This window comes from Nonomuraea coxensis DSM 45129, assembly GCF_019397265.1.
Taxonomy (GTDB): Bacteria; Actinomycetota; Actinomycetes; order Streptosporangiales; family Streptosporangiaceae; genus Nonomuraea; species Nonomuraea coxensis.
Map to the genome: position 1 here is coordinate 4416147 of NZ_CP068985.1, position 24422 is coordinate 4440568.

Annotated in this window: 25 protein-coding genes; 14 read left to right on the forward strand and 11 right to left on the reverse strand. The window is 71.9% G+C overall.

Annotated features, from left to right (window positions below; all coding sequences use genetic code 11):
* The first annotated feature begins 7 nt into the window (after nt 1-7).
* Both Nocox_RS20550 and Nocox_RS20555 read left to right on the forward strand, forming a co-directional pair.
* Entirely contained in the window at nt 8-529 is a 522-nt protein-coding gene (locus Nocox_RS20550; RefSeq protein ID WP_020543503.1) for a pyridoxamine 5'-phosphate oxidase family protein, read from the forward strand.
* A 32-nt stretch (nt 530-561) separates the two neighbouring features.
* Nucleotides 562-1239 (forward strand): alpha/beta fold hydrolase, encoded by a 678-nt coding sequence (locus tag Nocox_RS20555; RefSeq protein WP_020543504.1) that lies wholly within the window; start codon nt 562-564, stop codon nt 1237-1239.
* Here the strand turns inward: Nocox_RS20555 and Nocox_RS20560 are convergent.
* Nucleotides 1221-1931, reverse strand: coding sequence for a response regulator transcription factor (locus Nocox_RS20560; protein ID WP_020543505.1), 711 nt, complete (start codon nt 1929-1931; stop codon nt 1221-1223). The two genes, Nocox_RS20555 and Nocox_RS20560, sit on opposite strands and share 19 nt — an antisense overlap.
* A complete protein-coding gene (locus tag Nocox_RS20565; RefSeq protein WP_020543506.1) occupies nt 1916-3091 on the reverse strand; it encodes a sensor histidine kinase in 1176 nt (391 codons plus the stop codon). The genes Nocox_RS20560 and Nocox_RS20565 overlap by 16 nt, the downstream gene beginning before the upstream one ends.
* A 157-nt stretch (nt 3092-3248) precedes the next feature.
* Here Nocox_RS20565 and Nocox_RS20570 point away from each other — a divergent pair, with 157 nt between their 5' ends.
* Together Nocox_RS20570 and Nocox_RS20575 are read left to right on the forward strand one after the other, a co-directional pair.
* A complete protein-coding gene (locus Nocox_RS20570; RefSeq protein ID WP_020543507.1) occupies nt 3249-4166 on the forward strand; it encodes an ABC transporter ATP-binding protein in 918 nt (305 codons plus the stop codon).
* Nucleotides 4163-6388: an alpha/beta fold hydrolase gene (locus Nocox_RS20575; protein WP_033409177.1), complete on the forward strand. Its 2226-nt coding sequence runs from the start codon at nt 4163-4165 to the stop codon at nt 6386-6388. Before Nocox_RS20570 ends, Nocox_RS20575 begins: the two co-directional genes overlap by 4 nt.
* 490 nt (nt 6389-6878) lie before the next feature.
* On the opposite strand, the gene Nocox_RS20580 is transcribed toward Nocox_RS20575, so the two are convergent.
* Nucleotides 6879-7028: a hypothetical protein gene (locus tag Nocox_RS20580; protein WP_020543509.1), complete on the reverse strand. Its 150-nt coding sequence runs from the start codon at nt 7026-7028 to the stop codon at nt 6879-6881.
* Between the two features lie 385 nt (nt 7029-7413).
* Between Nocox_RS20580 and Nocox_RS20585 the strand changes: the two genes are divergently transcribed.
* Together Nocox_RS20585 and Nocox_RS20590 are read left to right on the forward strand one after the other, a co-directional pair.
* A complete protein-coding gene (locus Nocox_RS20585; RefSeq protein ID WP_020543510.1) occupies nt 7414-8418 on the forward strand; it encodes a Rossmann-fold NAD(P)-binding domain-containing protein in 1005 nt (334 codons plus the stop codon).
* 16 nt (nt 8419-8434) lie between these two features.
* Nucleotides 8435-9580: an FAD-dependent monooxygenase gene (locus tag Nocox_RS20590; RefSeq protein ID WP_020543511.1), complete on the forward strand. Its 1146-nt coding sequence runs from the start codon at nt 8435-8437 to the stop codon at nt 9578-9580.
* A 29-nt stretch (nt 9581-9609) separates the two neighbouring features.
* On the opposite strand, the gene Nocox_RS20595 is transcribed toward Nocox_RS20590, so the two are convergent.
* Nucleotides 9610-9822 (reverse strand): hypothetical protein, encoded by a 213-nt coding sequence (locus Nocox_RS20595; protein ID WP_169577038.1) that lies wholly within the window; start codon nt 9820-9822, stop codon nt 9610-9612.
* A 40-nt stretch (nt 9823-9862) separates the two neighbouring features.
* Between Nocox_RS20595 and Nocox_RS20600 the strand changes: the two genes are divergently transcribed.
* A complete protein-coding gene (locus Nocox_RS20600) occupies nt 9863-10150 on the forward strand; it encodes a nuclear transport factor 2 family protein (RefSeq protein WP_020543513.1) in 288 nt (95 codons plus the stop codon).
* Entirely contained in the window at nt 10147-10362 is a 216-nt protein-coding gene (locus Nocox_RS20605; RefSeq protein WP_020543514.1) for a heavy-metal-associated domain-containing protein, read from the forward strand. The genes Nocox_RS20600 and Nocox_RS20605 overlap by 4 nt, the downstream gene beginning before the upstream one ends.
* 66 nt (nt 10363-10428) lie before the next feature.
* Here Nocox_RS20605 and Nocox_RS20610 read toward each other — a convergent pair whose 3' ends face one another.
* On the reverse strand, nt 10429-10683 hold the full coding sequence (locus Nocox_RS20610; protein WP_033409213.1) for a DUF1876 domain-containing protein: 255 nt from the start codon (nt 10681-10683) through the stop codon (nt 10429-10431).
* Between the two features lie 193 nt (nt 10684-10876).
* On the opposite strand from Nocox_RS20610, the gene Nocox_RS20615 reads away from it, so the two are divergent.
* Entirely contained in the window at nt 10877-11068 is a 192-nt protein-coding gene (locus Nocox_RS20615; RefSeq protein ID WP_020543516.1) for a DUF1918 domain-containing protein, read from the forward strand.
* A 125-nt stretch (nt 11069-11193) separates the two neighbouring features.
* Entirely contained in the window at nt 11194-11991 is a 798-nt protein-coding gene (locus Nocox_RS20620; protein WP_020543517.1) for a hypothetical protein, read from the forward strand.
* A gap of 31 nt (nt 11992-12022) precedes the next feature.
* Here Nocox_RS20620 and Nocox_RS20625 read toward each other — a convergent pair whose 3' ends face one another.
* From Nocox_RS20625 to Nocox_RS20645, 5 genes are all read right to left on the reverse strand, one after another.
* Nucleotides 12023-12859, reverse strand: coding sequence for a CocE/NonD family hydrolase (locus tag Nocox_RS20625; RefSeq protein WP_020543518.1), 837 nt, complete (start codon nt 12857-12859; stop codon nt 12023-12025).
* Complete coding sequence (locus Nocox_RS20630) at nt 12838-13275, reverse strand: hypothetical protein (RefSeq protein WP_020543519.1); 438 nt, start codon at nt 13273-13275, stop codon at nt 12838-12840. The genes Nocox_RS20625 and Nocox_RS20630 overlap by 22 nt, the downstream gene beginning before the upstream one ends.
* 114 nt (nt 13276-13389) lie before the next feature.
* Nucleotides 13390-14394 carry a metallophosphoesterase family protein gene (locus tag Nocox_RS20635; RefSeq protein WP_020543520.1) on the reverse strand — a complete coding sequence of 335 codons (1005 nt, stop codon included), beginning with the start codon at nt 14392-14394 and terminating at the stop codon, nt 13390-13392.
* Between the two features lie 400 nt (nt 14395-14794).
* A complete protein-coding gene (locus Nocox_RS20640; RefSeq protein ID WP_020543521.1) occupies nt 14795-17116 on the reverse strand; it encodes a hypothetical protein in 2322 nt (773 codons plus the stop codon).
* Nucleotides 17117-17408: 292 nt separating this feature from the next.
* Entirely contained in the window at nt 17409-18536 is a 1128-nt protein-coding gene (locus tag Nocox_RS20645; protein WP_033409179.1) for a helix-turn-helix domain-containing protein, read from the reverse strand.
* A 254-nt stretch (nt 18537-18790) separates the two neighbouring features.
* On the opposite strand from Nocox_RS20645, the gene Nocox_RS20650 reads away from it, so the two are divergent.
* The 4 genes from Nocox_RS20650 to Nocox_RS20665 are packed head-to-tail and all read left to right on the forward strand — an operon-like array spanning nt 18791 to nt 23089.
* Entirely contained in the window at nt 18791-20152 is a 1362-nt protein-coding gene (locus Nocox_RS20650) for a flavin-containing monooxygenase (protein ID WP_020543523.1), read from the forward strand.
* Entirely contained in the window at nt 20149-21009 is an 861-nt protein-coding gene (locus Nocox_RS20655; protein ID WP_020543524.1) for an SDR family NAD(P)-dependent oxidoreductase, read from the forward strand. The genes Nocox_RS20650 and Nocox_RS20655 overlap by 4 nt, the downstream gene beginning before the upstream one ends.
* A gap of 5 nt (nt 21010-21014) precedes the next feature.
* A complete protein-coding gene (locus Nocox_RS20660; protein ID WP_020543525.1) occupies nt 21015-22376 on the forward strand; it encodes an MFS transporter in 1362 nt (453 codons plus the stop codon).
* Nucleotides 22373-23089, forward strand: coding sequence for a TSUP family transporter (locus Nocox_RS20665; protein WP_020543526.1), 717 nt, complete (start codon nt 22373-22375; stop codon nt 23087-23089). The genes Nocox_RS20660 and Nocox_RS20665 overlap by 4 nt, the downstream gene beginning before the upstream one ends.
* Before the next feature lie 88 nt (nt 23090-23177).
* Here Nocox_RS20665 and Nocox_RS20670 read toward each other — a convergent pair whose 3' ends face one another.
* Entirely contained in the window at nt 23178-23993 is an 816-nt protein-coding gene (locus Nocox_RS20670) for a hypothetical protein (RefSeq protein WP_020543527.1), read from the reverse strand.
* Nucleotides 23994-24422: the final 429 nt, after the last annotated feature.

A 24422-nucleotide genomic window follows, 5' to 3' on the forward strand; every position in this document is an offset into this window, starting at 1 on the left:
TCTTCGCATGATGACCGACGACCGTCCGGATGTCATGAGCCTGCCGCAGGGCGACGTCCGCCTGCTGGACAGCCCCGTCGCGCGGCGCCTGCTCGCCTCGACCGAACTGGCGCGGGTGGCCTACGTCGCGGCCGACGGCACGCCCCGGGTGTTCCCCATGCTGTTCCACTGGACCGGCGCCGAGATCGTCCTGTCCACGTTCGCGGGGGCGCGGAAGATCGGGGCGCTCCGTGCCAGACCTGACATCGCCATCACCATCGACAGGGCGTCCACGCCGCCCGAGACGCTCCTCGTCCGCGGGCGCGCGGAGGTCACCGACGTCGACGGGATCGTGCCGGAGTACGTGCTGGCCCAGCACCGCTACGCCGGGCCCGAGCAAGGCGCCGCCAACGTGGCGGCGGTGGACCACCCCGGGACGCGGATGGCCCGCATCGCCGTGCGCCCCGCGTGGGTCGGCGTCCTGGACTTCACCTCGCGCCTGCCGGGAGGCGTCAGCGCCGAGGAGTTCGAACACCGCGGCCGTTCGTGAACGCGTCCCCATCTCCTGTGAAGGGTTTTCGCATGACCACCTTCGTGCTGATTCCGGGTGCCGCGGCCGACTCCCGGTACTGGCGCCTGACGGCCGCTGAGCTGAGCGCCCGGGGCCAGGACGTCGTCACACCCGATCTGCCCTGCGACGACGACTCGGCCACGCTGGACGACTACGCGGACACGGTGATCAAGGCCGTCGGCGCGCGTGCCGATGTGACCGTCGTCGCGCACTCCTTCGGCGGCTTCACCGCGCCGCTCGTCTGTGAACGCGTTCCCGCCAGGCGGCTCGTCCTGCTGGCCGGCATGGTGCCCGCCCCGGGCGAGCCCCCGGGGGAGTGGTGGACGAGCACCGGCTGGGAGGCGGCCCGGCGCGAGCAGGACGAGCGTGACGGCCGGGCCCCGGATGACGAGACCGCGCTGTTCTTCCACGATGTCCCGCCCCACGTCGCGGCCGAGGCGCGGAGGAACGTCCGCGACCAGTCCGCCACGCCCTTCGCCGCTCCGTGGCCGCTCGCCGCGTGGCCGTCCGCACCGACCGCTTTCCTGCTGTGCCGCGGCGATCGGTTCCTGCCGGCCACGTTCCTGCGTCGCGTCGTCCGTGAACGACTCGGCATCGTGCCGGACGAGATCGACGGAGGCCACAACGTCGCTCTCAGCCGTCCGCGAGCCCTCGCTGACCGGCTGACGGCCTACCTGGCCGACCACTGAGGCGCCCCGGCGCCCTCGACCCGGGTTCGGGCCGAGGGCGCCGGCGGGGCGGCCTGCAAGTAGGCGAGCACGGCCAGCACGCGCCGGTTGTGATCGTCGGACGGCGGCAGGCCGAGCTTGGCGAAGATGCCGGTGGTGTGCTTGCCGATCGCCTTGTCCGTGACCTGGAACCGGGCGGCGATCGCCAGATTGGACAACCCCTCGGCCATCAACGCCAGCACCTCCCGCTCCCGGGGCGTCAGCTCACCCAGCGGCTCGTCCCGGCTGTGACGGCTCAGCAGCTGTGAGATCACCTCGGGATCCATCACGGTGCCGCCGGCGGCCACCTGACGCACCGCGTCCACGAACCGGTCGACGTCGCCGACGCGGTCCTTGAGCAGGTAACCCACCCCTTCGGGCCGGTCGGAGAGCAGTTCGCGGGCGTACAACTGCTCGACGTACTGCGACAGGATCAGCACCGGCAGCCCCGGCACCAGCCGCCGCGCCTCCAGGGCGGCGCGCAGCCCCTCGTCGGTGTGTCCGGGCGGCAGCCGCACATCGACGACGGCGACCTCCGGACGATCGTGAACGAGCGCGTCGAGCAGCATCGGAGCGTTGTCGACCGCCTTGACCACCTCGAAGCCGTACGCCGTCAGCAAACGGACCAGCCCGTCCCTGAGCAGGGCGAGATCTTCGGCTATGACCACGCGCACGGCACCTCCATGGTGAGTTCGGTGGGCCCGCCAGGAGGGCTGCTGACATCGAGCCGGCCGTCGAAGGCCGACAGCCGCGCCTCGATGCCCCGGATGCCGCTGCCGCCGGCCCGGCCGGCTCCGCCGCGGCCGTCGTCGCGCACCGTCACGCGCAGCAGGCCGCCCGCGCAGGACAGCCGCAGCCACGCGCGCGAGGCGCCGCTGTGCCTGGCCACGTTGGTGAGCGCCTCGGCGACGGCGAAGTACACCGCGGACTCGACCGGCGCCTCCAGCCGGCCCGGCAGCTCGATCTCGACGGTCACCGGCACCGGGCACAGCAGCGCGGCGGCCTGGACCGCCCCGGCCAGGCCGCGGTCGGTCAGCACCGGAGGGTGGATGCCGCGCACCACGTCACGCAGGTCGGTGAGCGCCTGGCCGGCGATCTCCCTGGCCTCGTCGATCATCAGCCGGGCCTGGGCGCCGTCGCGGGCGTCGCGGGCCAGGCCCAGGTTCATCCGGATCGCGATCAGCTTGGCCTGGGCGCCGTCGTGCAGGTCGCGTTCGATCCGGCGCAACTCGGCCGCCTGGGCGTCCACCACCACGGCCCGCGACTCGGTCAGCTGCCGGATGCGCGCGGCCGGGGTCGCGTCCGGCAGGAGCAGCCTCGCCGCGAGCCACGCCTGCGCGGTGCGCAGCACGGGCACCGCCATGACGGTGATCAGCGCGATGGCGACGACGGCCACGCTGAAGGCGAACGTCGTCAGGCCGCCGGTCACGACCACCTGCACCCGCGAGAAGATGTGGTCGAACGCGGCCAGCAGCGCCCAGAGGACGAGCGCCGGGCCGGGCCAGGTGAGGCCGTGCACGACCAGCCACGCCAGTTCCCGCCAGGTTCCCGCGTCCTGCGGCGCGACGGCCGGCGGGACGCGCGGGCTCCCGTGCCACCGGTACGCCCGGTCGCCGGCCGGATCGAGCACCCGGCTCGCCCAGTCACGCTGCAGCCGCGCCAGAGACCGCACCAGTGCCGGCACGCGGGCCAGCGGCGGCAGGCCGAGTCCGGCCACCGGGACCAGCGCGAGGCTCACCAGCAGCATGGCGAGCAGCGCCAGGGCGGCCACGCCCGTGGCGGCGTTGAGCAGCAGCCCACCCCCTGCGGCGATGAGGTGTCGAAGGCCGGTCATGCCAGGAGTCTGCCCGATGCGCGGCGTCCGGTCGGTAGGTCCAGACCTACCTCCGGAGGTGGGAATCCTCGCCCCGGCCGGTGGGCGCACCCCCATCGAGATCGGCGGCCGGAGCCGCGAGGCTGGCGGCCGTCATCGGAAGAAGGGAGGGCGGACCGTGATCGAAGTGAGCGGGCTGACCATGAGATACGGCGGCAGGGTCGCCGTGGACGACCTGACGTTCACCGTGAGACCCGGGCTGGTGACCGGCTTCCTCGGCCCGAACGGCGCGGGCAAGTCCACCACCCTGCGCATCGTGCTCGGCCTGGAGGTTCCCTGCGCGGGCAAGGCCCTGGTGAACGGCCGTCCGTACGCGTCCCTGCGCAGGCCCATGCGCTCCGTGGGAGCGCTGCTCGACGCCGGGGCGGTGCACGGGGGCCGCAGCGCGCGGGCGCATCTCGCCTGCCTGGCCCGCAGCAACGGCATCGGCCGTGCCCGGGTGGCCGCCGTGCTCGACCAGGTCGGCCTGACCGGCGTCGCCGGCGAGCGGATCGGCGGCTTCTCGCTGGGCATGCGGCAACGCCTGGGGATCGGCGCGGCGCTCCTCGGCGACCCGGGGGTGCTGATGTTCGACGAGCCGCTGAACGGTCTCGACCCGGAGGGCATCCGCTGGCTGCGCGACCTGCTGCGCTCGCTGGCCGGCGAGGGCCGCACCGTGCTGCTGTCCAGCCACCTGATGAACGAGATGGCGCTCACCGCCGACCACGTCATCGTCATCGGACGGGGCCGGCTGGTCGCTGACGCCCCCGTCGGCGCCCTGGCCGTCCGCTTCCAGCGCGACGTGCTGGTCCGCACGCCCGACCCCACCCGCCTCGCCGCCGTTCTGCGCGCGCACGGCGCGACGGTGACCGCCGAGGACGACGGCGCCCTGTCGGTACGCGATCTCGACGCGGCCAGGATCGGCGCACTGGCGCTCGGCGGCGGCGTGGCGCTGTCCGAGCTGTCCCCGCGCGGCGCCTCCCTGGAGGAGGCGTTCATGCGGCTCACCGAGGACAGCACGGAATACCGGGCCGGCGCCGGGGAGGCGGTCCGATGACGGATGTGATCGCCTCGGAGTGGCTCAAGCTGCGCTCGCTCCGCTCGAACCTCCACCTGCTGGCCTGCTCGGTGGCGGCCGTCCTGGCCTGCGCCGGCGTGGCGTTCATGATCGGCCGCGGGTTCGACCACCAGTCGCCCGACGAGCGGATGGCCTTCGCCGGCAACGGCGACGGCCTCGGCAACGGGATCGCGGTCGCCTACTTCGTGTTCGCCACGCTGGGCGCGCTGGCGATCACCTCCGAGTACAGCACCGGGATGATCCGGACGAGCCTGGTGGCCATGCCGCGCCGGCACGTGTTGTTGCTGGCCAAGATCCCGGCGCTGGCCGTGGTCACGCTGGTGGCGGGTCAGGTCCTGGCCTTCGCCATGCACGCGGCCGCCATGGCGGTGCTCGGCGACCGGGCCGGCCAGGTGCTTCGTGACGGCCGGACGCTGGGCACGCCCTTGCCGGAGCCGGGCGTGCTCGCCTCGGTGAGCGCCGCCGGACTGTCGATGGCGGCGTTGGCCCTGATCGGGCTGGGCGTCGGGGCAGCCGTCCGCTCCACCCCTGGGGCCCTGGTCGTGCTGACCGTGATCATCGTGGTGCTGCCGGTGGCGGCCAGGACGTTGCCCTCGCCGCTGCGGGCCCGGGCCGGCTCGTTCATGATCGAGAACTTGCCGCTCCAGATCGCGGGGGTGGGCGGCGGGCTGCTGCCGCCCGCGGGCGCGGCGGGGCTGCTGGCCGCGTACGTGATCGCCGCGCTGACGGCGGGCGCGACGGCGATCGCGTCGAAAGGCGGCCGGATCAAGGCCCTGGCCGCCGGCGTGGCCGCCACGGTCCTGGTGGCGGCGGTGCCCGCCGCCGCGTCCGCCTCGCCGCGCTCCGGCCCGTCCCCGCTGGACTGGACGGCCTGCGCGGACAAGGAGATGAGGTGCGCCTCGATCGAGGTGCCCGTGGACTGGTCGAAGCCGTCCGGCAGGAAGATCCGCCTGACCGCCGGCATGCTGCCGCACACCGGCGCGGAACGCCGGATCGGCGCGGTGTTCGCGGTCCCCGGCGGGCCGGGCGGCTCAGGGGTCAAGGACCTGAGCACGTACGCGGGCAGCTTCTCCGACCTGCGCGGACGCTTCGACATCGTCACCGTCGAACCGCGCAACACCGTCGACAAGGGCGTGCTGCCGTACGAGTGCCTGATCAGCGGGCCGTGGATCGCCCTGCCCGGCAGCCCCGCCGAGTACGCCGAGCAGGGCCGCCGCAACCGGGAGGCCGCGCAGCGCTGCCGCGCCGCCGACCCGGAGTACTTCGACCACCTCGACTCGGCGTCCGTGGCCCGTGACATGGAGGCGATCCGCGTCGCGCTGGGGGAGGAGCGGCTGAGCTTCATCGGCTCCTCCTACGGCGGCATCCCTGCCATCACCTACGCCCGCCTGTTCCCCGCCCGCGTCCGCGCGGTGGTCCTCGACGGCACGGCGAGCCCGGCCATGGACCGCGCGGAGAGCAGGCTCGGCAGCGAGAGGGCCTTCGCGCGCTTCGCCGCCTGGTGCGCGGCGACGACCGCCTGCGCCCTGCACGGCCAGGACGTCGGCCAGGTCTGGCGGGCGCTGATCGAACGGGCCGACCGCTCGCCGATCCCGGTCAGGGCGGAGCCGCCGGTCGCCTACAGCGGGTTCGACCTCAAGGAGGCCGCCGCTCCCAGCATCATCGCGCCTGGCCGGAAACCCGAACATCCGCGCTGGGCGCAGCTCGCCGAAGCGATCGAACGCGCCGTGGGCGGCGACGCCTCCGGATTCGCCGGCTACGTCCGGCAGGGCACGTACAGCCTCAAGGTCCCCTCCCCGGTCGGCATGAACATGACCCACTGCCCAGACGGCATGGGCTACGGCTCCTACGAGGAGTACCGCGAACAGCGCCGCAAGGCGGAGCGGCTGCTGCCCAACCTCTCCGGCATCGAGTCGTGGCACCCGCTCGGCTGCGTCGGCTGGCCCAGCCCCGTCACCAACCCGTTCGAACCGCTGCCCGCCCAGGGGTTGCCGCCGTTCCTCGGCGTCGGCTCCCGGACGGACTTCGACGGGGCCGCCGACATCGTACGGCGCGTCCCCGGCTCGGCGGCGCTCCTGCACGACGGGGACGGCCACGCGCTCTACAACAGCGGCGTCACGTGCGTCGTCGGCCACGTCAACCGCTACCTGACGAGCCTGCGCCTGCCTCCCCCCGGCACCGTCTGCCGCCCCGTCGAGTGAGGCTCAGCTCGCGGGGGGCCTGCCCGCCGCAGAACACCTCCTTGAGAAGATCGTCCAGCGCCTTCGGGAGCGCCTGCGCCAGATCGGGTGCGGCGTTCCCGTAGGTGATCGAGGCGGACAGCGTCTTCCTGCCGTCGGGGGTGCCGTACATCACCGACACGTAGCCCCCGCTGTGCTGCCGTTGTGAGGGAGGACAGTGCCGCAGCCGGGGCCCAGATCCTGCACGGACACCCCCAGACCGTAGACGAGGGTGCCGCTCCCGGGGTGCGGCTCGCGCATCTCGGCCGGCAGCCGGGCGGGCAGGAGCCTGCCACGGTTCAGCGCGGAGAAGAACGTGTGGAGTCCTTGGTGGTGGAGATCATGTCACCGGCCGTTCGTGGGCGGCTTCGCGCTCGCGCCGAGCTCGCGCCGCCCGGCGCTGCCTGCCCAATCGCCCCGCTCGGCGCTGCCGCCGGCGCTGCTGGAGCGGTGCGCGCGGGCAGCGACGGCTTCACCGCGCCGGCTGCCGGGCGGTGACGCTGTCCTGGTCGGTGAACAGGAAGACCGCCAGGGTGCGCGCGGCCATGCGCCGCAGTCCGCCTTCGATCAGCGTCAGGGCCAGCCGTTCCGCCGCCTGCCACCGCCCATTCCGGCCGTTCACGTGCTCGCCTCCTTGAGGGACATCAGGATACCGAAACTCGCGAGACTTCAGAAATTTCTGAAAAGTCGGTATATTCCTCGTATCGGCCTCGCGAGAGGTTCGATGGTGTGCCGGGAAGCCTGGTCGGCGGCGTGACCTCTCATCGACGTCGGCAGAAAGGCGACCGGCCATGGCCTTGCTGCTCAGCAGGTTGCACGCGCGCTCGGCCAACCCCCACGTCGCCTGCCCGCCCGGTCGAGGTGGGCGACGACATCGTCCGGCTCTGCGAACCCCGGCCACCGCATCCGGCCCCAGATCCCCAGCGACGCCCACCACCCCGCGGGCGGGCGCGGCCTGCGCACCTCGGGACACGGCGTCTCCCCGACCACATCACTCCAGGAGCAACGTGAAACTCCTCGTCCTCGGCGGCACCCACCACGTCGGCCGCGCCATTGTCGAGACCGCGCTGGAGCGCGGCGACGAGGTGAGCACGCTCAACCGCGGCCTCAGCCGCGACCCCGCTCCCGGGGTGCGAGCGCTGCTCGCCGACCGCACCGACCCCGAGGCCGTCCGCTGGGCGCTGGACGGCCAGGAATGGGACGCGGTCATCGACACCTGGGCCTGGGCGCCGCGGGTGGTACGCGAGTCCGCCCGCCTGCTGGCCGGCCGGGCCGGGCACTACGGCTACGTCTCCAGCCGCGGCGTGCACCGCTGGCCCTGGCCCGCGGGCGCCGACGAGCAGGCGCCCCTGGTCGACGGCGACCCCGGCGGCAGCGACCACGCCGACTACGCCGCCGCCAAGCGCGGCGGCGAGCTCGCCGTACTGGAGAGCTTCGGCGAGCGCGCGCTGCTGGCCAGGGCGGGGATGATCCTCGGCCCGTACGAGGACGTCGGCCGCATCCCGTGGTGGCTGCGCCGCCTGGAAAAGGGCGGCCGGGTCCTGGCGCCCGCCCCGGCCCGGACGCCTCTGCAGTATCTCGACGTCCGGGACCTGGCCGCCTGGATGCTGAGCTCGGCCGAACGCGGCCTCAGCGGCGCCTTCACCGTGACCGGCCCGCCCGGCGCGACCACCCTCGGCGACCTGCTCACCACGGCGCTGGACGTCACCGGCTTCGCCACCGAGCTGGTGTGGGCCCCGCCGGAGCTGCTCCTGCGGCACGGCCTGCCGCTCGGCATGGAGTTCGGGCTGCGCATGCTCGACGGCAGCGTGCCGACCGGCATGCACGACGCCGACGTCAGCGCCGTCCTGGCCGAAGGGCTCTCCACGCGCCCGCTGCGCGAGACCCTTGCCGACACCTGGGCCTGGTTGCAGGCCGAAGGCGACCCGGCGCCCCGCGCCGACGCGCCCTCCCCCGACACCTGGCTGGACGCCGCCGCGGAACAGCGGCTGCTCGACCAGCTCACCCGATAAGGAAGCACCACCTGCCATGCGCGCCATCATCATCGGAGCCGGCATCGCCGGCCTGGCCACCGCCCTGCGCCTGCACCAGATCGGCTGGGACACCCTCATCGTCGAACGCGCCGCGCAGCGACGCGGCGGCGGCTACGCCGTCACCTTCGGCGGCATCGGCTACGACGCCGCCGAACACATGGGCATCCTGCCCGACCTGCTCACGAAGGGCTTCATCACCGACGAACTCGTCTACCACAAACCGAACGGCGAACGCCGCTTCTCCCTCGACCGCGCCACCATCGCCGCCACCACCGGGCCGCGCTCGATCACCATCCTGCGCGGCGACCTCGAAGCCGTCCTGTACGAGAAGGTCGAGGGCCATGCCGAGATCCGCTTCGGCACCACCCTGTCCGCCGTCGACCAGGACGAGCACGGCGTACGCGTGCGCCTGACCGACGGCAGCACGCAGGAGGGCGACCTGCTGGTCGGCGCCGACGGCCTGCACTCGGCCACCCGCGCCCTGCTGTTCGGCCCGGAGGAGGACTTCCTGCTCGACCTGGAGCACAAGGTCGCCGTCTACATGCTCGACAAGCGCCCTGCCACCATCGCGCCCGGCGCCACCGGCACCCTGTCGTCGCGCGGGCGTACCGCGGCGGTCATCAGCATCCCCGACGGCCGCAACGTCGCCTTCTTCGGCTACCGCGCCGCCCACGCCCGCCCCGGCGAGGACGTGACCACCGAACTGCGGCGCGTCTACGGCGACCTCGGCTGGATCATCCCCGAAGCCCTCGCCGGGCTGGAGCGGGCCGATTCGGTCTACTTCGACACCATCAGCCAGGTCGTCGCGCCGTCCTGGAGCAAGGGCCGGGTGGTCCTGCTCGGCGACGCCGCCTGGTGCGTCACCCTGTTCGCCGGGTACGGCTCCTCGCTGGCCGTCGGCGGCGCCGACCGCCTCGGCACCGAACTGGCGGCCCGCCCCGGCGACGTCCCCGCCGCGCTGACCGCCTGGGAGGCCGCCATCCGGCCCGAAGCCGAACGCAAACAGAAACTCGGCCGCCGCGTCAAAGGCGTCTACGCCCCCACCAGCCCGTTCCTGCTGTGGCTGAGCCTGCTGCCGCTGCGGCTGGCCTCCTTGCCGCCTGTGCGCCGATACATGACCCGCCGCTTCATCAAGGGCTGAGGATCGTGGTGCACCTGGCCGGCTGCCGCTCATCGGGAGCGATACGCATCATCCTCTTCCCGGGCCGCGCCTAGCAGGCGGAGCACGCTGGTACGCAGCGCGTGTTCGGCTTCCTGGCTGGACATCCGGCCCGCCTGTTGTTCCTCGCTCGCGCTGTGGGCGAGCTTCACGATGGCGGTGACCAGCCAGCCGAGCGGGAGCCGGTCGTCGAACTCTCCGGTCTGCCGACCGCGCTCGATCACCCGGCCCCCGGACATCGTCCAGGTCGCCGACGGACACCGGATGGACCGCGACAAGCTCATCGCGCACACCCGCCCGATACGCAAGACCCGGCCCAGCAACCGGACAGAGGTGCACGAGGCCATCGCCGACGGTGACCGGATCGCCGCCCGCTACACCCTGAACGTCCAGCGCCGCGGCAAGTACCTCGCGATCGAGGTCGGCTTCTTCGGGCGGTTCGCCGCCGACGGCCGGATGCGCGAAGCGCACATGCTCACCCGCACCCTCCCAGCCGCCGATCCGGACCAGGCGGCGACCGCCGCACGCAACACGGGGCGCGCATCGGCATGACCGGGACCAGCTACACCGTCGCCGGCATGACCTGCGGACACTGCGCCACCTTCGTCACCGAGGAGCTCGAACACATCCCCGGCGTCACCGCCGTCACGGTGGACGCCGGCACCGGCACGGTCTCGGTGACCAGCGACAAGGGCCTCGACACCGAGGACGTACGCGCCGCCGTCGAAGAGGCCGGCTACGAACTCACCCACGCGCACGGCTAGGGCCCTGCTCCGCCCGGCGGACACGCCGCGCGGAACAGGCCCGGTGCTCCGTCGAAGCCGGCGGTCTCACACAGGCGAACCGGCAGCCTGCTCGATGTCACGTTGCGTAGCGGTAGCCAGCTTGCCGGCGAGATCCGCCAGCGCTCGCGACGCCGCCAGTTCGTCACCGATCTCCGGTACGGAGGGATCGGACGGGTTGCGGCGGGCGCGTCCGATGCCCGTCAGACCTGAACCGTCCCTGCTGGTCAGCACCGCTCGTGCCTTCGTGTTGTCGCCGTCCTCGGCGAGGTAGATCTGTACGCTCCACTGTTTGGCCTTCATCACCAAGACCTCCTTCAGCGATCCCCCTTCCATCCCACCGTAGCGTCATGGCTCGCCGCGGAAGCAAATGTTCGCAGGTCATAGGGCCAAGGGCCCTTTCCGTAGCGGTTTTCGGCCCCCGCGGGAGAGACGCGTCCGGAGGGGTAGAAGCCGCCGGACGTCACTTCACAGAACACGACATGAGGGGATCGAGATGAAGGCAGCAAAGGGTGATCGGCTGATCGTGGAGAGCACACGCGACAGCGAGCACCGCCGGGTGGGGGTCATCGTGGAGGTGGGGCACGCGGACGGCTCTCCGCCCTATCTGGTCCGGTGGCTGGACGACGACCACGAGACCCTCGTCTTTCCTGGGCCGGACGCGCGAATCGTCCACGCCGTCCGATGAGGGAACAACACCTGCGGCACCGCTGGACATGACACGAGGTCGTCCTCAGACCTCCGTCCGATCCTTCGACGGTCGCACCGCGCCCGTGTCCCGGACGTGATCCGCCCACGGCAGGATCAAGCACCATGAGGGAGACGCTCGCGACCTTGGCGGTCTGTGCCGCTCTGCTGGCCGGCGCCGCGCCCGCGCAAGCAGCGACCATGGATCCCGTCCAGGCGCTGAAAGCCGTCCTGGCGGTCGGTCACGGCGTGCACTTCACCGAGACGGCCACCCTTCTGGAGGGCGCAGACGAACGGGCGGAACGCCGGCGCAAGGGCATCTTCGAGTTCGACGCCCAGGGTGGTGTCAAGGCCCTGGACGTCACCACCACCGGGGGTGAGTACGGTCGCGAACGTGTCATCGGCTTCAACCACGACATCGGCGGCACCGGCTACCAGTCCGGCGGTCTCGTCAGGAAGTGGCTGAAGAAGGGCAAGACCTGGTGGAAGGATTCCCACCAGATGCACCTCTGGCACACCGGCCTGCTCGGCTACGACGAGCAGCTCGTCAATCCGGCGGAGCCCACGACCCTGGCCGTCCTCCTGAAGAACGGGCGGCGAAGCGGGGACACCGTCACCGGCACGGTCACCTTCAAGGAGCTCGAGCATGCCTCCCGCTGGGCTGAGCACTCTTCCCACGTCGGCTGGGATCGGGACACGAGGCTCACCTACACCCTCACGCTGACCTCCTCCGGCCTGGTCGGCAGGGTGCAGAGCATGTTCACGTTCTCCCGCGGCCTCGACGAACTGGTGGGCAAGACCCTTCACGTCGACACCCACTACAGCCGGTGGGGCGGCAAAGTATCGATCAAGGCGCCGGACCCCCGCAGGACGACCACCGAGCTCTGCATCAAAGGCCTCTGCACCTGGCGCCTTCCAGGCTGAGGACACGATGCGCGCACGAGCATGACCCGGGTCAGGTGGCCGGCAGGATGACGGCGGACGGCCGGGCGGGAGAGTGGTGGATCCGCTGGTCGGCCACGCGCATCGCGCTCCCGGCGGCAGGCGGCTCACCGGTGCCGGGGTTACGGTCCCAGCGTGGACAGGCCCCGCTCGCGATCTGCACCCGGACACGGTGCCCGCGCTTGAACCGGTGGGCGACGGGCGCCAGTTCGATCCCGACCATCTCGTCGATCGGCCGGTCGGCGGCGAACCGCCGCAGCGCGTCCGACACGTGCGTGATCGTGCCCGTGGGCGCCACGTCGCTGATCCGTACGTAGAAGTCGGTGTGCGCGAGGCTGGAGGTCACGTGCAGCTCGGCGGTGGGGATGCCGATGACCTCCAGGTCGGCCGGCAGTGGCGCGCCGGTGTAGGTGACGACGTCCTCACGTCCGGCCAGGACGCCCTCGCCGGTCTTGCGCGGGATGCCGATCATGCGGGACATTGCGGCGATGGCCGGGGTCGGGTCTGCGGGGTCATAGCGGTAGCGGTCGGGCGCGGACTCCGCCGGCAGGTCGCCGGACAGGCCGCCGTTCGGGTGGAGGTTGAGGCGCTGCGGCTGTGCCTCGGCGGGCGGGTAGACCGGCAGGTCACGCCACTCGTCCGCGCCTCTGACGTAGATCCGCACCGGCGCCTCCCGCAGCTCGCGCCGATCCCCCAGCAGGTGGGCGCGCAGCCAGGTGATGCTCTCCCGCAGGGCGGTCAGCGACAACTCGGCGTCCCAGTGCTGCCAGGACCCGATGGTCAGGTACGGCTCGCGCCCCGCCTTCCGGAGCGTCTGGTAGCCGCTGATCAGGTGGTTGGGGGCGGCCACCGCGGCGACGGCCGGGCGGTGATCGGCGCGCGACCTGCCGGGGGCAGCAGCAGGGTGGTGGCCGCGATCAGGCAACCGCAGGTGACGGGAGCGGCGCGCAGGCGTGGGGCGGTGGCCCTGCCGGCCAGGAAGTTGCCCGCGATTCCGGCGATGCCGTACGCCAGCAGGACGGCGAAGGTGCCGGCCGGTGCGCCGAGCACGGAGCCCAGCGGCACGGCGGAGAAGATCGCAGCGGTAGCCGTGCCGACGGCGTACGGCGGCATCAGGCGGCCGGCCAGCCCGGCCCTCATCGACCAGAAACCGCCGATGGTGAGGCCGGCCAGCACCCTGGAGATCAGCCTGACCCAGTAGGACGCCGCCACCGCGGCCGGCACGTCGGCCACGGTCGGCACCGCCATGAGGACGCACAGCATCACGCGGCGGTCCAGCCGCGGCCGGACCTTTCTGGATGGCCCACGCCGGCAGCTCAGGCGCGGCGGGCGGCCTCGATGAAGACACCGGCGTTGATGAGCTCCCTCTCGGCTTCCGGGTCAATCAGGCATCTTGGGCACAACCAGCCCCAGCGCCGCGGCCAGGTCGATCGTCCTGCGAGGTGTTGGGCACTGCCTTTCCAGGCTGGTTTGGTCGAGCCGGCCGTCACGGGCTTGGAACAGGTATGGCGCGGCGGGATGCTGTCGCAGCTCGTTCGCGCTGAGCTCATCGGCGAGGCGATGCGCTGCCTCGACCAAGGCGGGAAACGACGACCGCAGATCCGCGGCCCACTTTTCGACCGCTTCGAGCCAGCTCCGTGTGGCGGCGTCGGACGCCGGGGAGACCCGCGCGGCCGCCGCAGCCAGCTGTGACCAGGTGAAGTCGTGCCAAGGCTTGGTTTTCAGGACGGGCAGTTGCCACTGACGCTTGGTGATCGACCAATGATCCGCGTGCGCCTCCACCGAGTGCACCGTGAATCCCGGTACGCACAGCGCGGTCAGGTTCCAGCCGTGACAGGCACCGGTATCGAGGCCGAAGATTCTGCCGTCACGGATCATCGGCTCGCGGCCGGTGACATGATGGCCGAACACGACCGGCTTGGCGTCAGCGTAGTGGTCGTACCAGTGGCTGTCCGGAAACAGCGCGGTGAGCTCTCGTTCGCCGCTGGTAGAACCGCAGAGGATCTCCTCTTTCTGGTCGGCCAGCGGAACTCCGGATACCACCGCGGCGTGGACGACACGGACATGCTCGTTCTCGAAGTAGTACGGCAGCGTCCGCATCCACTCGACCGTCTCGGGGTAGCGCTCGCCCAACTGCAGGCGCGTGATCTCTTGCGAGAAGGAGAAGATCCCACGCACGTGTTTACGCTCGTGGTTGCCCATGACCACCACCGAGTTCGGACGCTCCCGGAAAAACGTGACCACCTCGCCGGGCGCTGGACCGCGGTCGACCACATCGCCGACGCTGACCAGCAGGTCGTCCGGGCGCAGGTCCACCTTCTCGAGCAGTTCGAGCAGTTCGTCGAAGCAGCCATGGATGTCGCCGATGATGACAGTACGGTTCACCCGCGAGAGCCTAGGAAGACATCGATCCCGCCGACAAAGGGTTATCCGAGCTGACACTCCCCGCCTGCGCGACGGCCTGCCGCAATGGCGTCGGCGTGGTCACCACGCCGACGATCTGGCCAAGCATGGGCTGGCACACCGGGAAGACCGCCGATGGAGCACCCGACTCCGGCACGCCGGCTGGCTGCTCACCCACAACTCCGCACAGATGCTCCTGCCCACGAGCCAGTACGGCATCGCCGTGGTCACCAACACAGGAATGATCTCCGGCGACGATGAGCGATCAGTTGATCGTCGATCTTCGCGTACAGTGCTGAGCGAGGGGTCACAAACGGATCTTGGACGCCCTCGTTTCATGTCCGCAGCCGGCTAACCGAACTCCACCCCTGGAATCGATCATCTACATGGTGAGGTCCTTCACGTCGAGCTGCCAAGCTCGGCGGATGCCGCTGATCGCGCGCCAGGCGATGCGGGAGTCCGTGACGAATGCGGCTCGCGCCGCTGCCAGCGCGTCGAAGCCGCCCTCCCAGGCCGGTGTCCCCGTGCAGCGTTCCAGGCGGTTGTCGTCCAAGGAGGCGTTGAACACCTCGCCCACGGTCAGGCAGAAGTAGACGTAGGCCGCGTAATCCACGTGCAGCCGCGTCATCTCCGGGGGTTCGCCGTCGCATGGACGTAACAATGCGTCCATGAGGTCCTTGGGCGACCCCGCCATGCGGGCGTCGTACAGGATCTGTTGAAAGGCGAAGTCCCCGGTCGCGCGCACGTCGGCCAGCGCGTGCGTGAACGCCAGAGCCTTGCGGGAGATCTCCTCTTGAACGATGGCGGCGGACACGGTGACGAGCTCAACGGGAACAGGGGGCGTCTCCTCCTGCGCCATCACCACGAACCGATCGGCCTCCAGGACGGTCTCGTCCCATGAGACGAGGCCTGCGGGGCGGGCGGCCAGGGCGGTGCCGATCTGTACGACTCGCCTGGCGGCCCTGATCAGGTCCCTGGCGATTCCGCCCGACAACACATGGCACAACCCGATGTACGGCTCGCTCAGCCCGATGACCCGGCGGTAGAGGAGTCTGCGGCTTTCGGGGTAGGTGAGCCTGCCGACCCGGACGATCTCGTCGAAGGAGCTGTCGAACGCGTCCCTCAAGGGGATGCCGCGCCGTTCGAAGGACACGAGAGCATCGTCGGAGACCGACACCAAGAAGTAGACGTGTGGGATGCCCAGCACCCCTTTGAGCTCATTGAGGAACCGTTCGGCCTGTTCCGCGGAGCCGATCTTGTCCAGCTCGTCCACACCGACGAAGACGCGACCGCCGTACGCATGCACCAGGGCAGACACCCGGCGGGCGAATCCGCGGAACTCCTCCACCACTTCCGGGTGGCTGAGCGGCTGCTCCGCTCGGGTCACGCCGCCTGACAGCTGCCCCTCCGCCCCCACCGGCAGCCGCAGCGCCCCCGACCAACCGGTGCTGTGCGACTGCAAGTGCCGGACCCTGACCAGGTTCCGCTGGGCGTCCCGCAGGAGCGACCTGGCTTGGTGAGCGAAGGTTCGGGGGGCGACTCCTGCCCGTCGGACAAGACGGCCCACTCCGTAGGCGAACCGAACGGCGCAGATCGATCCGACCAGCACGGCGACGCCGATCGTCCACGGGTTCAGCGCGACGAGCAGCAGGGCGGCGACCGCGAGAACGATCACGATGACACGCGGGGCCGCGGCAGAGGCGACGGCCGCCATCGAGGAGGGCACGATCAGCCATCGCTGCCACGGCCGCTGCCGCGCGACCGGGCCGAAGACGGAGATGACACGTCGGCAGAACACAGTGAACAGATGCAGGACGAAGTCGCGGGCGGCGTAGTCGACCGGCGCCAGCACGAGACAGCGCACATCTGCGAGCGAAGTCGCCGGCGGCGACTCCGTCAGCGGGACGTTCCGGGCCTTGAGCCGCTCCTGTTCGCGAGGAGGTGTCCCGCAGTAGTGAGCGATGATGGTGGACTTGCCCGATCCGCGCGGTCCGGCGATCCCCAGGCTGATGCCCGTCACGTTGGTGATCAGGCTGTCGACTTCGACGGCGGCGCGGGTGGGGACCTCGTAGAGGCTGTCGTGGATTTCGCTCAGCCCCGGACTGCTGGTGACGCCGAACGCCCTGTCGAAGCGGTACGCCCGAAGGAGGTTGATCCTCGTCCGCACCTGCCCCAGAAGTTCGTACCGGGCCAGCCGCTTGATCAGCGCGTCGCGCTCGCTGCCGGCGCCCGGTGCCAGGTCGCCTTGGAAGACGCGTCGCCCGAGTCGCAGGCGTCGCAACCGCAGAACGCCGAAGGCCACGCCGGCCGCGACCAAGGTCGTGCCGCCGGCCCAGAACAAGATCCATCCCCATGACCACCACCAGACCGTGGCAAGGCCGCCCGCGATGAGAGCCGCTCCCAAGACCAGCAGCGTCCGACCTGCCCATCGCATCACTGAATCGAGGTCACCGTCGTCCACCGTCGACGTTCTCGCGGCCTCGTAGGCCGCGAACTCCTCTGGTGCGAGAGCAAGGACCTGCCTGGCGTCGGAGACGAGAATGTGACGCAGCTGGTTGGTGGACACGCCGATTTCGTCCAGCGCACTGCGGATCTCGTCCTTCCCCAACACCTCCGTCAGCGCGTGCATGTACATGTCGAACAGCGCGACGTCGTCCGCGAGCGGGTTGTGATCGGCTCCAGGAGCGTCAGAAGATTTCTTCACAGCCGACGTCCACAGCGAGCTCAGGCAAGGAGCACGCCGTCACAGAGAGATTCGCCATGCCTCGATAATGGTCGCGGCAGATGCGAGCGCCTAGAGCCGAGACCAGGCAGGGGGCGTGCACGCGGACCTCGCCGAAATTGCTGATCGAGCTTTTCGCCGCAACTAAGGCGGGCTCTCCTTCCATGGTCGCTTCTCGTTCCCTGGCGCCATTCGTCAGCGGCGAGATCGGCAGGACGGAACGGCGGGCGTAGGAGCCGCCGTGTTGCCGACCGGGCCGCTCCACTCGCGAGAGTCAGGTCTGGGCCAGCCAGGAGTGGCACAGCCACCAGGCGTCCACCCCGCCGAACGTGGCGGACGGGTCGATCCCGGTGACCTCGGCGAAGCGCTGCAGCCGGTTGCGCACCGTGTTGGGATGCACGAACAGCCTCTCGGCCGCCAGGTCCACGTCCCGATCGGCCTCCAGCCAGGCGCACACCGCACGGGCCACGGGCTCGGCCCGCGCGCCGAGCGCCGTCCACGCCGGCCGGTGGTGGTCGAGCAGCACCGCGGCCAGGTCGGCCCGGCCGACGACCGCGGCGAGCGCCGGCACGCGGGCGACATGGACGACTCCGGCCAGGCCCGCCGACTCGGCTGCGTTCAGCGCGGCGACCGCGAGATGCCGTACGGCGGCCACTTCCTCGGGCTCGGCGGGACCGGCGAGCCCGGCCACCACCCCGGCCCTGGCGACACGGCTCGACGGCGCCCGGCCGAGCACCCCGACCAGCAGCCCGTCCACGACCGCGCACAGGACCGGGGGTTGATCACGCAGCGAACGCTCCAGCCCGGCGACGGCCTCGCCCGGCCGGGCGGCCAGCACCCACAGCCCGCCCGCGACGGGCAGTCCCGCCTCGGCGGCGGCCAGCGCGCCCGCCGAACCCCCGTCGAGCAGCCGCCGCAGGATGGCGGCCTCCCGATCCCGCGTTCGCGGGCCCTGCCCGGCCTTCGTGGCATGGTGGGCGGCGATCAGCCTGGCCCGTACGGCCTCCGCCCAGTCGTCGTACAGCTCCCGCGCGTCCAGCAGGCGTTCGGCGCCGACCCCGGCCGCGCCCGCCACCTCCCGGGCCCGCGACCAGATGGCCCGCTCGGCCACGTGGATGGCCCCCAGCACCGCCTCGACGGGCACGCCCTGCCGGGCCCGCGTCACGGCCAGCTCCTCCACGAACGACAGCTCCGCCTCCGTCGGGCCGCGCCTGGCCGCCAGCGCCCGGGTCGCCGCGACGAGCAGCGCGCGGGTGTGCCCGGCGATGTCGGCCGACGGCAGGGCGGCGACCTCCCGCACCATCGTGCGCACGCCGGCCACGACCGACGACATCAGGTCGGCGTCGCCGACGACCCGTTCGATGAGGTCGACCACAGGGGTCCAGTCGTCGCGAGAGTTCACCCCGCGATCCTGCCCTGAGGTTGTGATCCCTCACAACCCGGGGCGGCAAAACCGTGAGGAGCACCATGGTCCGGCCTCTGATCAAGCCCTAGCCTTGGAGGCCACCACAACAACCCTCCGTGAGAGCAAGTCGTCGCGCTCCGCCGGCGGCACCGGACACGCGATGACGCGGCGGTTCCACCGTCACGGCGAGTCGTAGCCCTCCGCTCGCCACGCCCTCTGACGCAGCCGAGTTTTCCAGGAGAACCCCACCCATGACCCCCTCGTGCCGGGTCGCCGTGATCGGCGCCGGAGCGGCCGGACTCGCCACCACCAAGGCCCTGCTCGACGCCGGCCTCGACGTCGTCACGTACGAGAAGGGCGATCGGCCCGGCGGACTGTGGGCCCGCGACAACAGCAGTGGCCTGTCACCCGCCTATGCCTCCCTGCACCTCAACACCAGCAAGGGCCGCACCGAGTTCGCCGACTTCCCGATGCCCGCCGAGTGGCCGGACTACCCGTCGGCCGACCACGTGGCCGGCTACCTCGCCGACTACGCGAAGACCTTCGGCCTGACCCCGCACCTGCGATTCGGCAGCACGGTGAGGCACGTGGAGCGCGAGGGCACAGGACCCCTCCCTTGGGTCGTGACGACCGAGTCCGGAGAGACCGGCCGTTACGACGCGGTCGTGGTCGCCAACGGCCACAACTGGGATCCCCGGATGCCCGAGCCCGGCTACCCCGGCACGTTCGGCGGCACCCAGCTGCACGCCCACGACTACCGCACCCCCGAGATCTTCCGGGACCGCCGGGTGCTGGTGGTGGGCATGGGCAACTCCGCCATGGACATCGCCGTCGACGCCTCGAACGTCGCCCGCGGCCCGGTCCTGCTCTCGGCCCGCCACGGCGTGCACATCGTGCCGAAGTACCTGTTCGGCCGGCCCGCGGACGCCACCGGCGCCGCCATGGCGGCGCTGCCGTGGCGGGTGCGCCAGCGCATCGCCGAGACGCTCCTCCGGCTGGCCGTCGGCACCCCGCAGAGCTACGGCCTGCCGGCCCCCTCCGGCGGCCTCTTCCAGAACCATCCCACGATCAGCGACACCATCCTGCACCGCCTCACCCACGGCGAGGTGACCGCACGGCCCGGCATCGACCGCCTCGACGGCGACCGCGTCGTCTTCACCGGCGGCACGTCCGACCCCGTCGACGTGATCGTCTGGGCCACCGGCTACCGTGTGACCATCCCCTTCCTGACCTCCCGCTGGATCGGCGACGACGCGGAGCGCCTGCCGCTGTACCAGCGGGTCTTCCACCTGGAGGACCCGAGCCTGGCCTTCGTGGGGCTCATGCAGTCCACAGGCGCCGCCCTGCCCGTCGTCGAGGCCCAGGCCAAGCTGGTCGCCGCCCACCTGTCCGGCCGCTACGCCCTGCCCGCCCCCCTGGAGCAGCGGCGCGCCGTCGCCCGCGCCCTGCGCGCCGCGACCGAGCGGTGGGGCGGCGACCGGCGTCCCGTCATGCGGATCGACTTCGACCGCTATGTCGCCGGCCTGCCCCGCGAGATGAAGGCCGGCCGCGTCCGGCTGCTGCGGGGAGCCCGGCCGTTCACCCCTGCCCGCCGTGAGGAGACCCCCGCGTGAGCACGTCCCGAACCTCCCCCGGCCACCTGCCCGGCCGCCGCCGTGACGCTCGCGGCCTGCGCGTCATCGTCACCGGCGCGTCCGGCACGTTCGGCCGGGCGATCAGCGCCCGCCTGGCCGGGCTCGGCGCCCACGTCATCGGACTGGACCTGGCCCCGCGCGCCGATGACCCGGTCGAGGTCCTGGCCTGCGACATCACCGACGACGCCGGCGTTCCCGACGCCGTGGCCGCCGCGATCGCGAAACTCGGCGGCCTCGACCTGCTGATCAACAACGCCGGCATCGGCGGGCCGGCCCCGGCCGAGCTGCCGCCCGGCGCCGAGGTGCGCCGCCAGCTCGACATCAACCTGCTCGGCGCCTGGCGCGTCACCGCCGCCTGCGTGGACGCGCTCGTCCAGTCCCGCGGCAGGGTCGTCATGCTCTCCTCGCGGATGGCCGTCATGCAGCTCCCCCTCGCGGCCGCGTACGGCGCCTCGAAACGAGCGCTCGTCGCGTACGCCGACGCGCTGCGCCTGGAGATCGGCACCCACGTCACCGTCACCTGCGTCTACCCGTCGGCGGTACGCAGCCCCATCCACGACTCGACCGCCGCCGCGGGACTGTCCCTGGAGGGCATGAGCAGCTACGAGCCGCTGGAGGGCGTGGTCGACGCGGTGCTGCGGGCCGCCCTGGGCCGCGCGCGGCGCGACCTGGCGACCACCCGACGTGGCGCCGTCGAGCTGTTCCTGGCGCGGCACCTGCCCTCGGTCACCGACCGGATCATCGCCCGTACCCTGTCCGGCCGCGTCCGTTCCGGCGCGTTCGACGGGGCCGAGCTGGCCGCCGGCGTCGTCGCGCGCCACGCGCGAAAGCCGTGAGCACGATGCCGGGCACACCGGCTCCCCGGCCCACCGCGGAGCCGGCGCCGGCGCCTCGCGCGCGGGCCGCCGACCTCGTGACCTACTCGACCGGCTCGATCGGGATGGGCGTGTGGGTCACCGTCCCGGGGCTGCTCCTGCTCTACTTCCTCACCCACACGCTCGGCGTCCCGCCGTTCCTGGCCGGCCTCACCCTGCTCCTGCCGAAGATCGTCGACGTGGTCGTGCATCCGCTGCTCGGCACGCTCTCCGACCGGCAGGCGCGCCGCAGCGGGCACCGGGGCGGCCTGCTCCGCTGGGGCCTGCTGCTGGGCGTGGCCATGGCCGCGATGTTCTCGGTCCCGGCCGGGCTGTCCGGGCCGGCCGCCGCGCTGTGGGTCGGCGGCTGGTTCATCGCCGGCAACCTGCTCTTCGCCTGCTTCCAGGTGCCGTACCTGACGACGCCGTCGGACCTGCGGGTCGGCTACCACGAGCGCACCCGCATCTTCATGTTCCGGATGCTCTTCCTGACGTCGGGGCTGCTCGGCGCCGGCGTCGCGGCACCCGCCCTGGTGGCGTCAGGCGGCCGTGGCGACTACTCCCGCATGGCTCTGCTGCTCGCCGTCGCCATGGTCGTGTCGTGCCTCGTCGCCCTGGCGGGCGTCCGGCGGCTCGTGGGCAACTGCGGCTTCCGGCTTCCCGACGGGCGCGCCCACACCGCCCTCGGCGACGTCCGGATCGCGTGGCGCGACCGCGACTTCCGGGCACTGGTGCTGTCCTACCTGTTCACCGGCACCACCACCCACCTCTTCCTCGCCGCGCTGCCCTTCTACACCGAGTACGTCTTCGCGGACGGCGGGCTCACGGCCGTGTTCATGGGCGCTTTCCTCGGCCCGGCCATGGTCGCCGGGCCCCTGTGGCTGCGGGTGTCACGGCGCATCGGCAAGCAGCGCGGGCTGCTGCTGTCGCAGGGCGTGTTCATCGCCGGATCCCTCGTGCTGCTGCTGGGCGAGCTGCTCGGAGTCGCGGCGACCGTCGCCGTGGTCGTGGCGCTCGGCACCGCCTTCGCCGGGCTGCAACTGTTCGCTTTCTCGATGGTCCCGGACGCCGTCGCCGCCGCCGAGGCGCGCGGTACCGCCCGCGCGGGCGCCTACACCGGAGTGTGGACCGCCACCGAGGCGACGGGCACCGCCATCGGCCCCTACCTGTACTCCGCCGTCCTGGCCGCCGGCGGGTTCGTGTCCACGGCCGGCGGGCACGGGGTGGCGCAGCCGGACTCCGCCCTCACCGCGCTGCTCGCGGGCTTCACCGTGGTGCCCGCCGTGCTGATGGCGGCGGCTGTGTGGTTCCAGCGCCGTTACGCCCTCGACCGGCCGGCAGGCCCATGACCCCGGATCTCCTCACCGGCGAGCACCTGCTGGCGCTCGCCGGTGTGCTGCTCGGTGCGCTCGCGCAGGCTGCCACCGGCATGGGCTTCTCGCTGCTGGCGGCGCCGGTGATGGTGCTCCACCTGGGGCCGCGCGACGGGGTGGCCGCGACCGTGGCGCTCGCCGTGCTCTCCTCCGTCGTGCCGCTGCTCCGCGACGGCCGCCACGCCAGGCCGGGCGAGGTGGCCCGGCTGCTGGTGCCCGCGCTCGCGTGCACTCCACTGGCCGCGCTGGCGCTGCGCGGGGTGGACACCCGCTGGCTGGCGCTGGCCGCGGGCGCCGGCGTGATCATCGCGGTGTGCGTCCTGGCGAGCGGGGTGCGCTGGAGCCGGCTGCGCCGTCCCGAGGGGGCCGTGGCCACCGGCGCCGCCAGCGCGCTGCTCAACGTGGTCGGCGGGGTCGGCGGCCCGCCGATCGGCCTGTACGCGGCCAACGCGGGCTGGGAACCGGCGACCACGCGGGGCAATCTGCACGCCTTCTTCATTCTGCACAACACCGCGACGGCCCTGGTGCTCGGCATCGTGCTGCCCGGAGCGCCGGAGCTCCTCGCACTGGCCGCCGGCACGGCCTCCGGGATGCTGCTGGCGCCCCGGCTGCCGGTCGCGGCGCTGCGCAGCGCCGTCCTGGGCGCGTCACTGCTGGGCGGCATCGCCCTGACCGTCGGAGCACTCTGACCTCCCGCAGCGACGGCCGGCTCGTGCCGCCTGCCCGGCCGGGCCCCGCTGGACGCCCGGCCGGGGACCTACGCCACCGGCGGCACGCTCACCCCGGCGGCAGCTGGCCGTTCTTCGCCACTGGCACACCCAGCTGCGTGGCGCCGGTGAGCGTCGCCCGCTCCAGCGGCAACGACCCCAGCACCGGGTTCAGATGCCGCAGGCTCAGCGTCACCGGCGCGATCGCCGGAGCGACGATGTCGAACTTCTCCAGATCCACCCAGCGCACCACCTGCAGCACCTCCGGCGGAATGACGTCTCCGCCCTTCTGCATGGGCACGCACAGCTGACGGGCGTAGGTCACCCGCACCGTGGCCGGGGGAATCTGGCCGGTGAGCACCGGGTTCAGCTGCCTGAGGTTGAGCGCCCGGTTCATCGGCGTGTTCGGAGTGATGCCGTAGCACAGCAGGTCGATGTGCTGCACCAGCCGGATCACCTCCGCGGGCGGCGCGACGCCGTTCTTCGCCACCGGCACGCACAACTGCTCCGCCCTGCCCAGCACGACCTCCGTACGGGGCAGGTCCTGCAGCACCGGGTTGAGATGGCTGAGCACCAGCGCCTTGCCGGGCGCCGGGGTGACGACCCGGTAGCAGGCCAGGTCGACGAACCTGACGAAGTCCAGCACCCCGGGCGGCGGGATGACGTCGTTCTTGGCGACCGGCACGCACAACTGCTCACGCGCGCCCAGGGTGACCTGCTCGATCGGCAGGCCGCTGAGCACCGGGTTGAGGTGCCGCAGCGTCAGCCCGACGGCCGGCGGCTGGTACGGGTCGGTCTTGAAGCACTCGAGGTCGAGGTACGACACGAAATCCTTCGGCGTGGGCAGCGTCAGCGCGGCGGCCGGCGGCGCGGCGACAAATGCCACGATGACAATTCCCAGAGCCATGGATAACGCGCGCCGGATCGTCGTCCGGACGCGCCGGAGCCCGTTGACGGGTCGGTTCACCGTTCCTCCATCGGTCGTGGTTCCTCCTGGTCACCCCTCACTTTCTGCGCACTGCGCGACCTTGACAAGATTAGTGACAGCTTTTCGCTATTTCTCGATGAATGCCAGGCTATAGGTGCCGCCCATAATGGTCCGGGGAACCACTTGAGTATTTTCGCGCATTCCCGCCGAACGATTCGGCCGGTGGCTGATGACGTTCCTCACGGGCAGGCCGCTCAGGCGCGTGAACGGGTCAGGCTCCGCGCCTTCCCGCCGCCCGGCTGCGAGACTGACTGCAGTGCTCCGTCGAACCGCTCGTGCCGGAGACCGAAGGAGGTCCACAGTGACAGGCGCTCCGACCAGGCGACG

Bases quoted from the DNA above. Each gene is read 5' to 3' on its own strand.
- Nocox_RS20615 (WP_020543516.1), top strand. From the start codon at position 10,877: ATGAAGGCAGCAAAGGGTGATCGGCTGATCGTGGAGAGCACACGCGAC.
- Nocox_RS20550 (WP_020543503.1), top strand. From the start codon at position 8: ATGATGACCGACGACCGTCCGGATGTCATGAGCCTGCCGCAGGGCGAC.
- Nocox_RS20665 (WP_020543526.1), top strand. From the start codon at position 22,373: ATGACCCCGGATCTCCTCACCGGCGAGCACCTGCTGGCGCTCGCCGGT.
- Nocox_RS20565 (WP_020543506.1), bottom strand. From the start codon at position 3,091: ATGACCGGCCTTCGACACCTCATCGCCGCAGGGGGTGGGCTGCTGCTC.
- Nocox_RS20610 (WP_033409213.1), bottom strand. From the start codon at position 10,683: ATGAAGGCCAAACAGTGGAGCGTACAGATCTACCTCGCCGAGGACGGC.
- Nocox_RS20620 (WP_020543517.1), top strand. From the start codon at position 11,194: ATGAGGGAGACGCTCGCGACCTTGGCGGTCTGTGCCGCTCTGCTGGCC.
- Nocox_RS20600 (WP_020543513.1), top strand. From the start codon at position 9,863: ATGGACCGCGACAAGCTCATCGCGCACACCCGCCCGATACGCAAGACC.
- Nocox_RS20590 (WP_020543511.1), top strand. From the start codon at position 8,435: ATGCGCGCCATCATCATCGGAGCCGGCATCGCCGGCCTGGCCACCGCC.
- Nocox_RS20660 (WP_020543525.1), top strand. From the start codon at position 21,015: ATGCCGGGCACACCGGCTCCCCGGCCCACCGCGGAGCCGGCGCCGGCG.
- Nocox_RS20555 (WP_020543504.1), top strand. From the start codon at position 562: ATGACCACCTTCGTGCTGATTCCGGGTGCCGCGGCCGACTCCCGGTAC.
- Nocox_RS20575 (WP_033409177.1), top strand. From the start codon at position 4,163: ATGACGGATGTGATCGCCTCGGAGTGGCTCAAGCTGCGCTCGCTCCGC.
- Nocox_RS20650 (WP_020543523.1), top strand. From the start codon at position 18,791: ATGACCCCCTCGTGCCGGGTCGCCGTGATCGGCGCCGGAGCGGCCGGA.
- Nocox_RS20605 (WP_020543514.1), top strand. From the start codon at position 10,147: ATGACCGGGACCAGCTACACCGTCGCCGGCATGACCTGCGGACACTGC.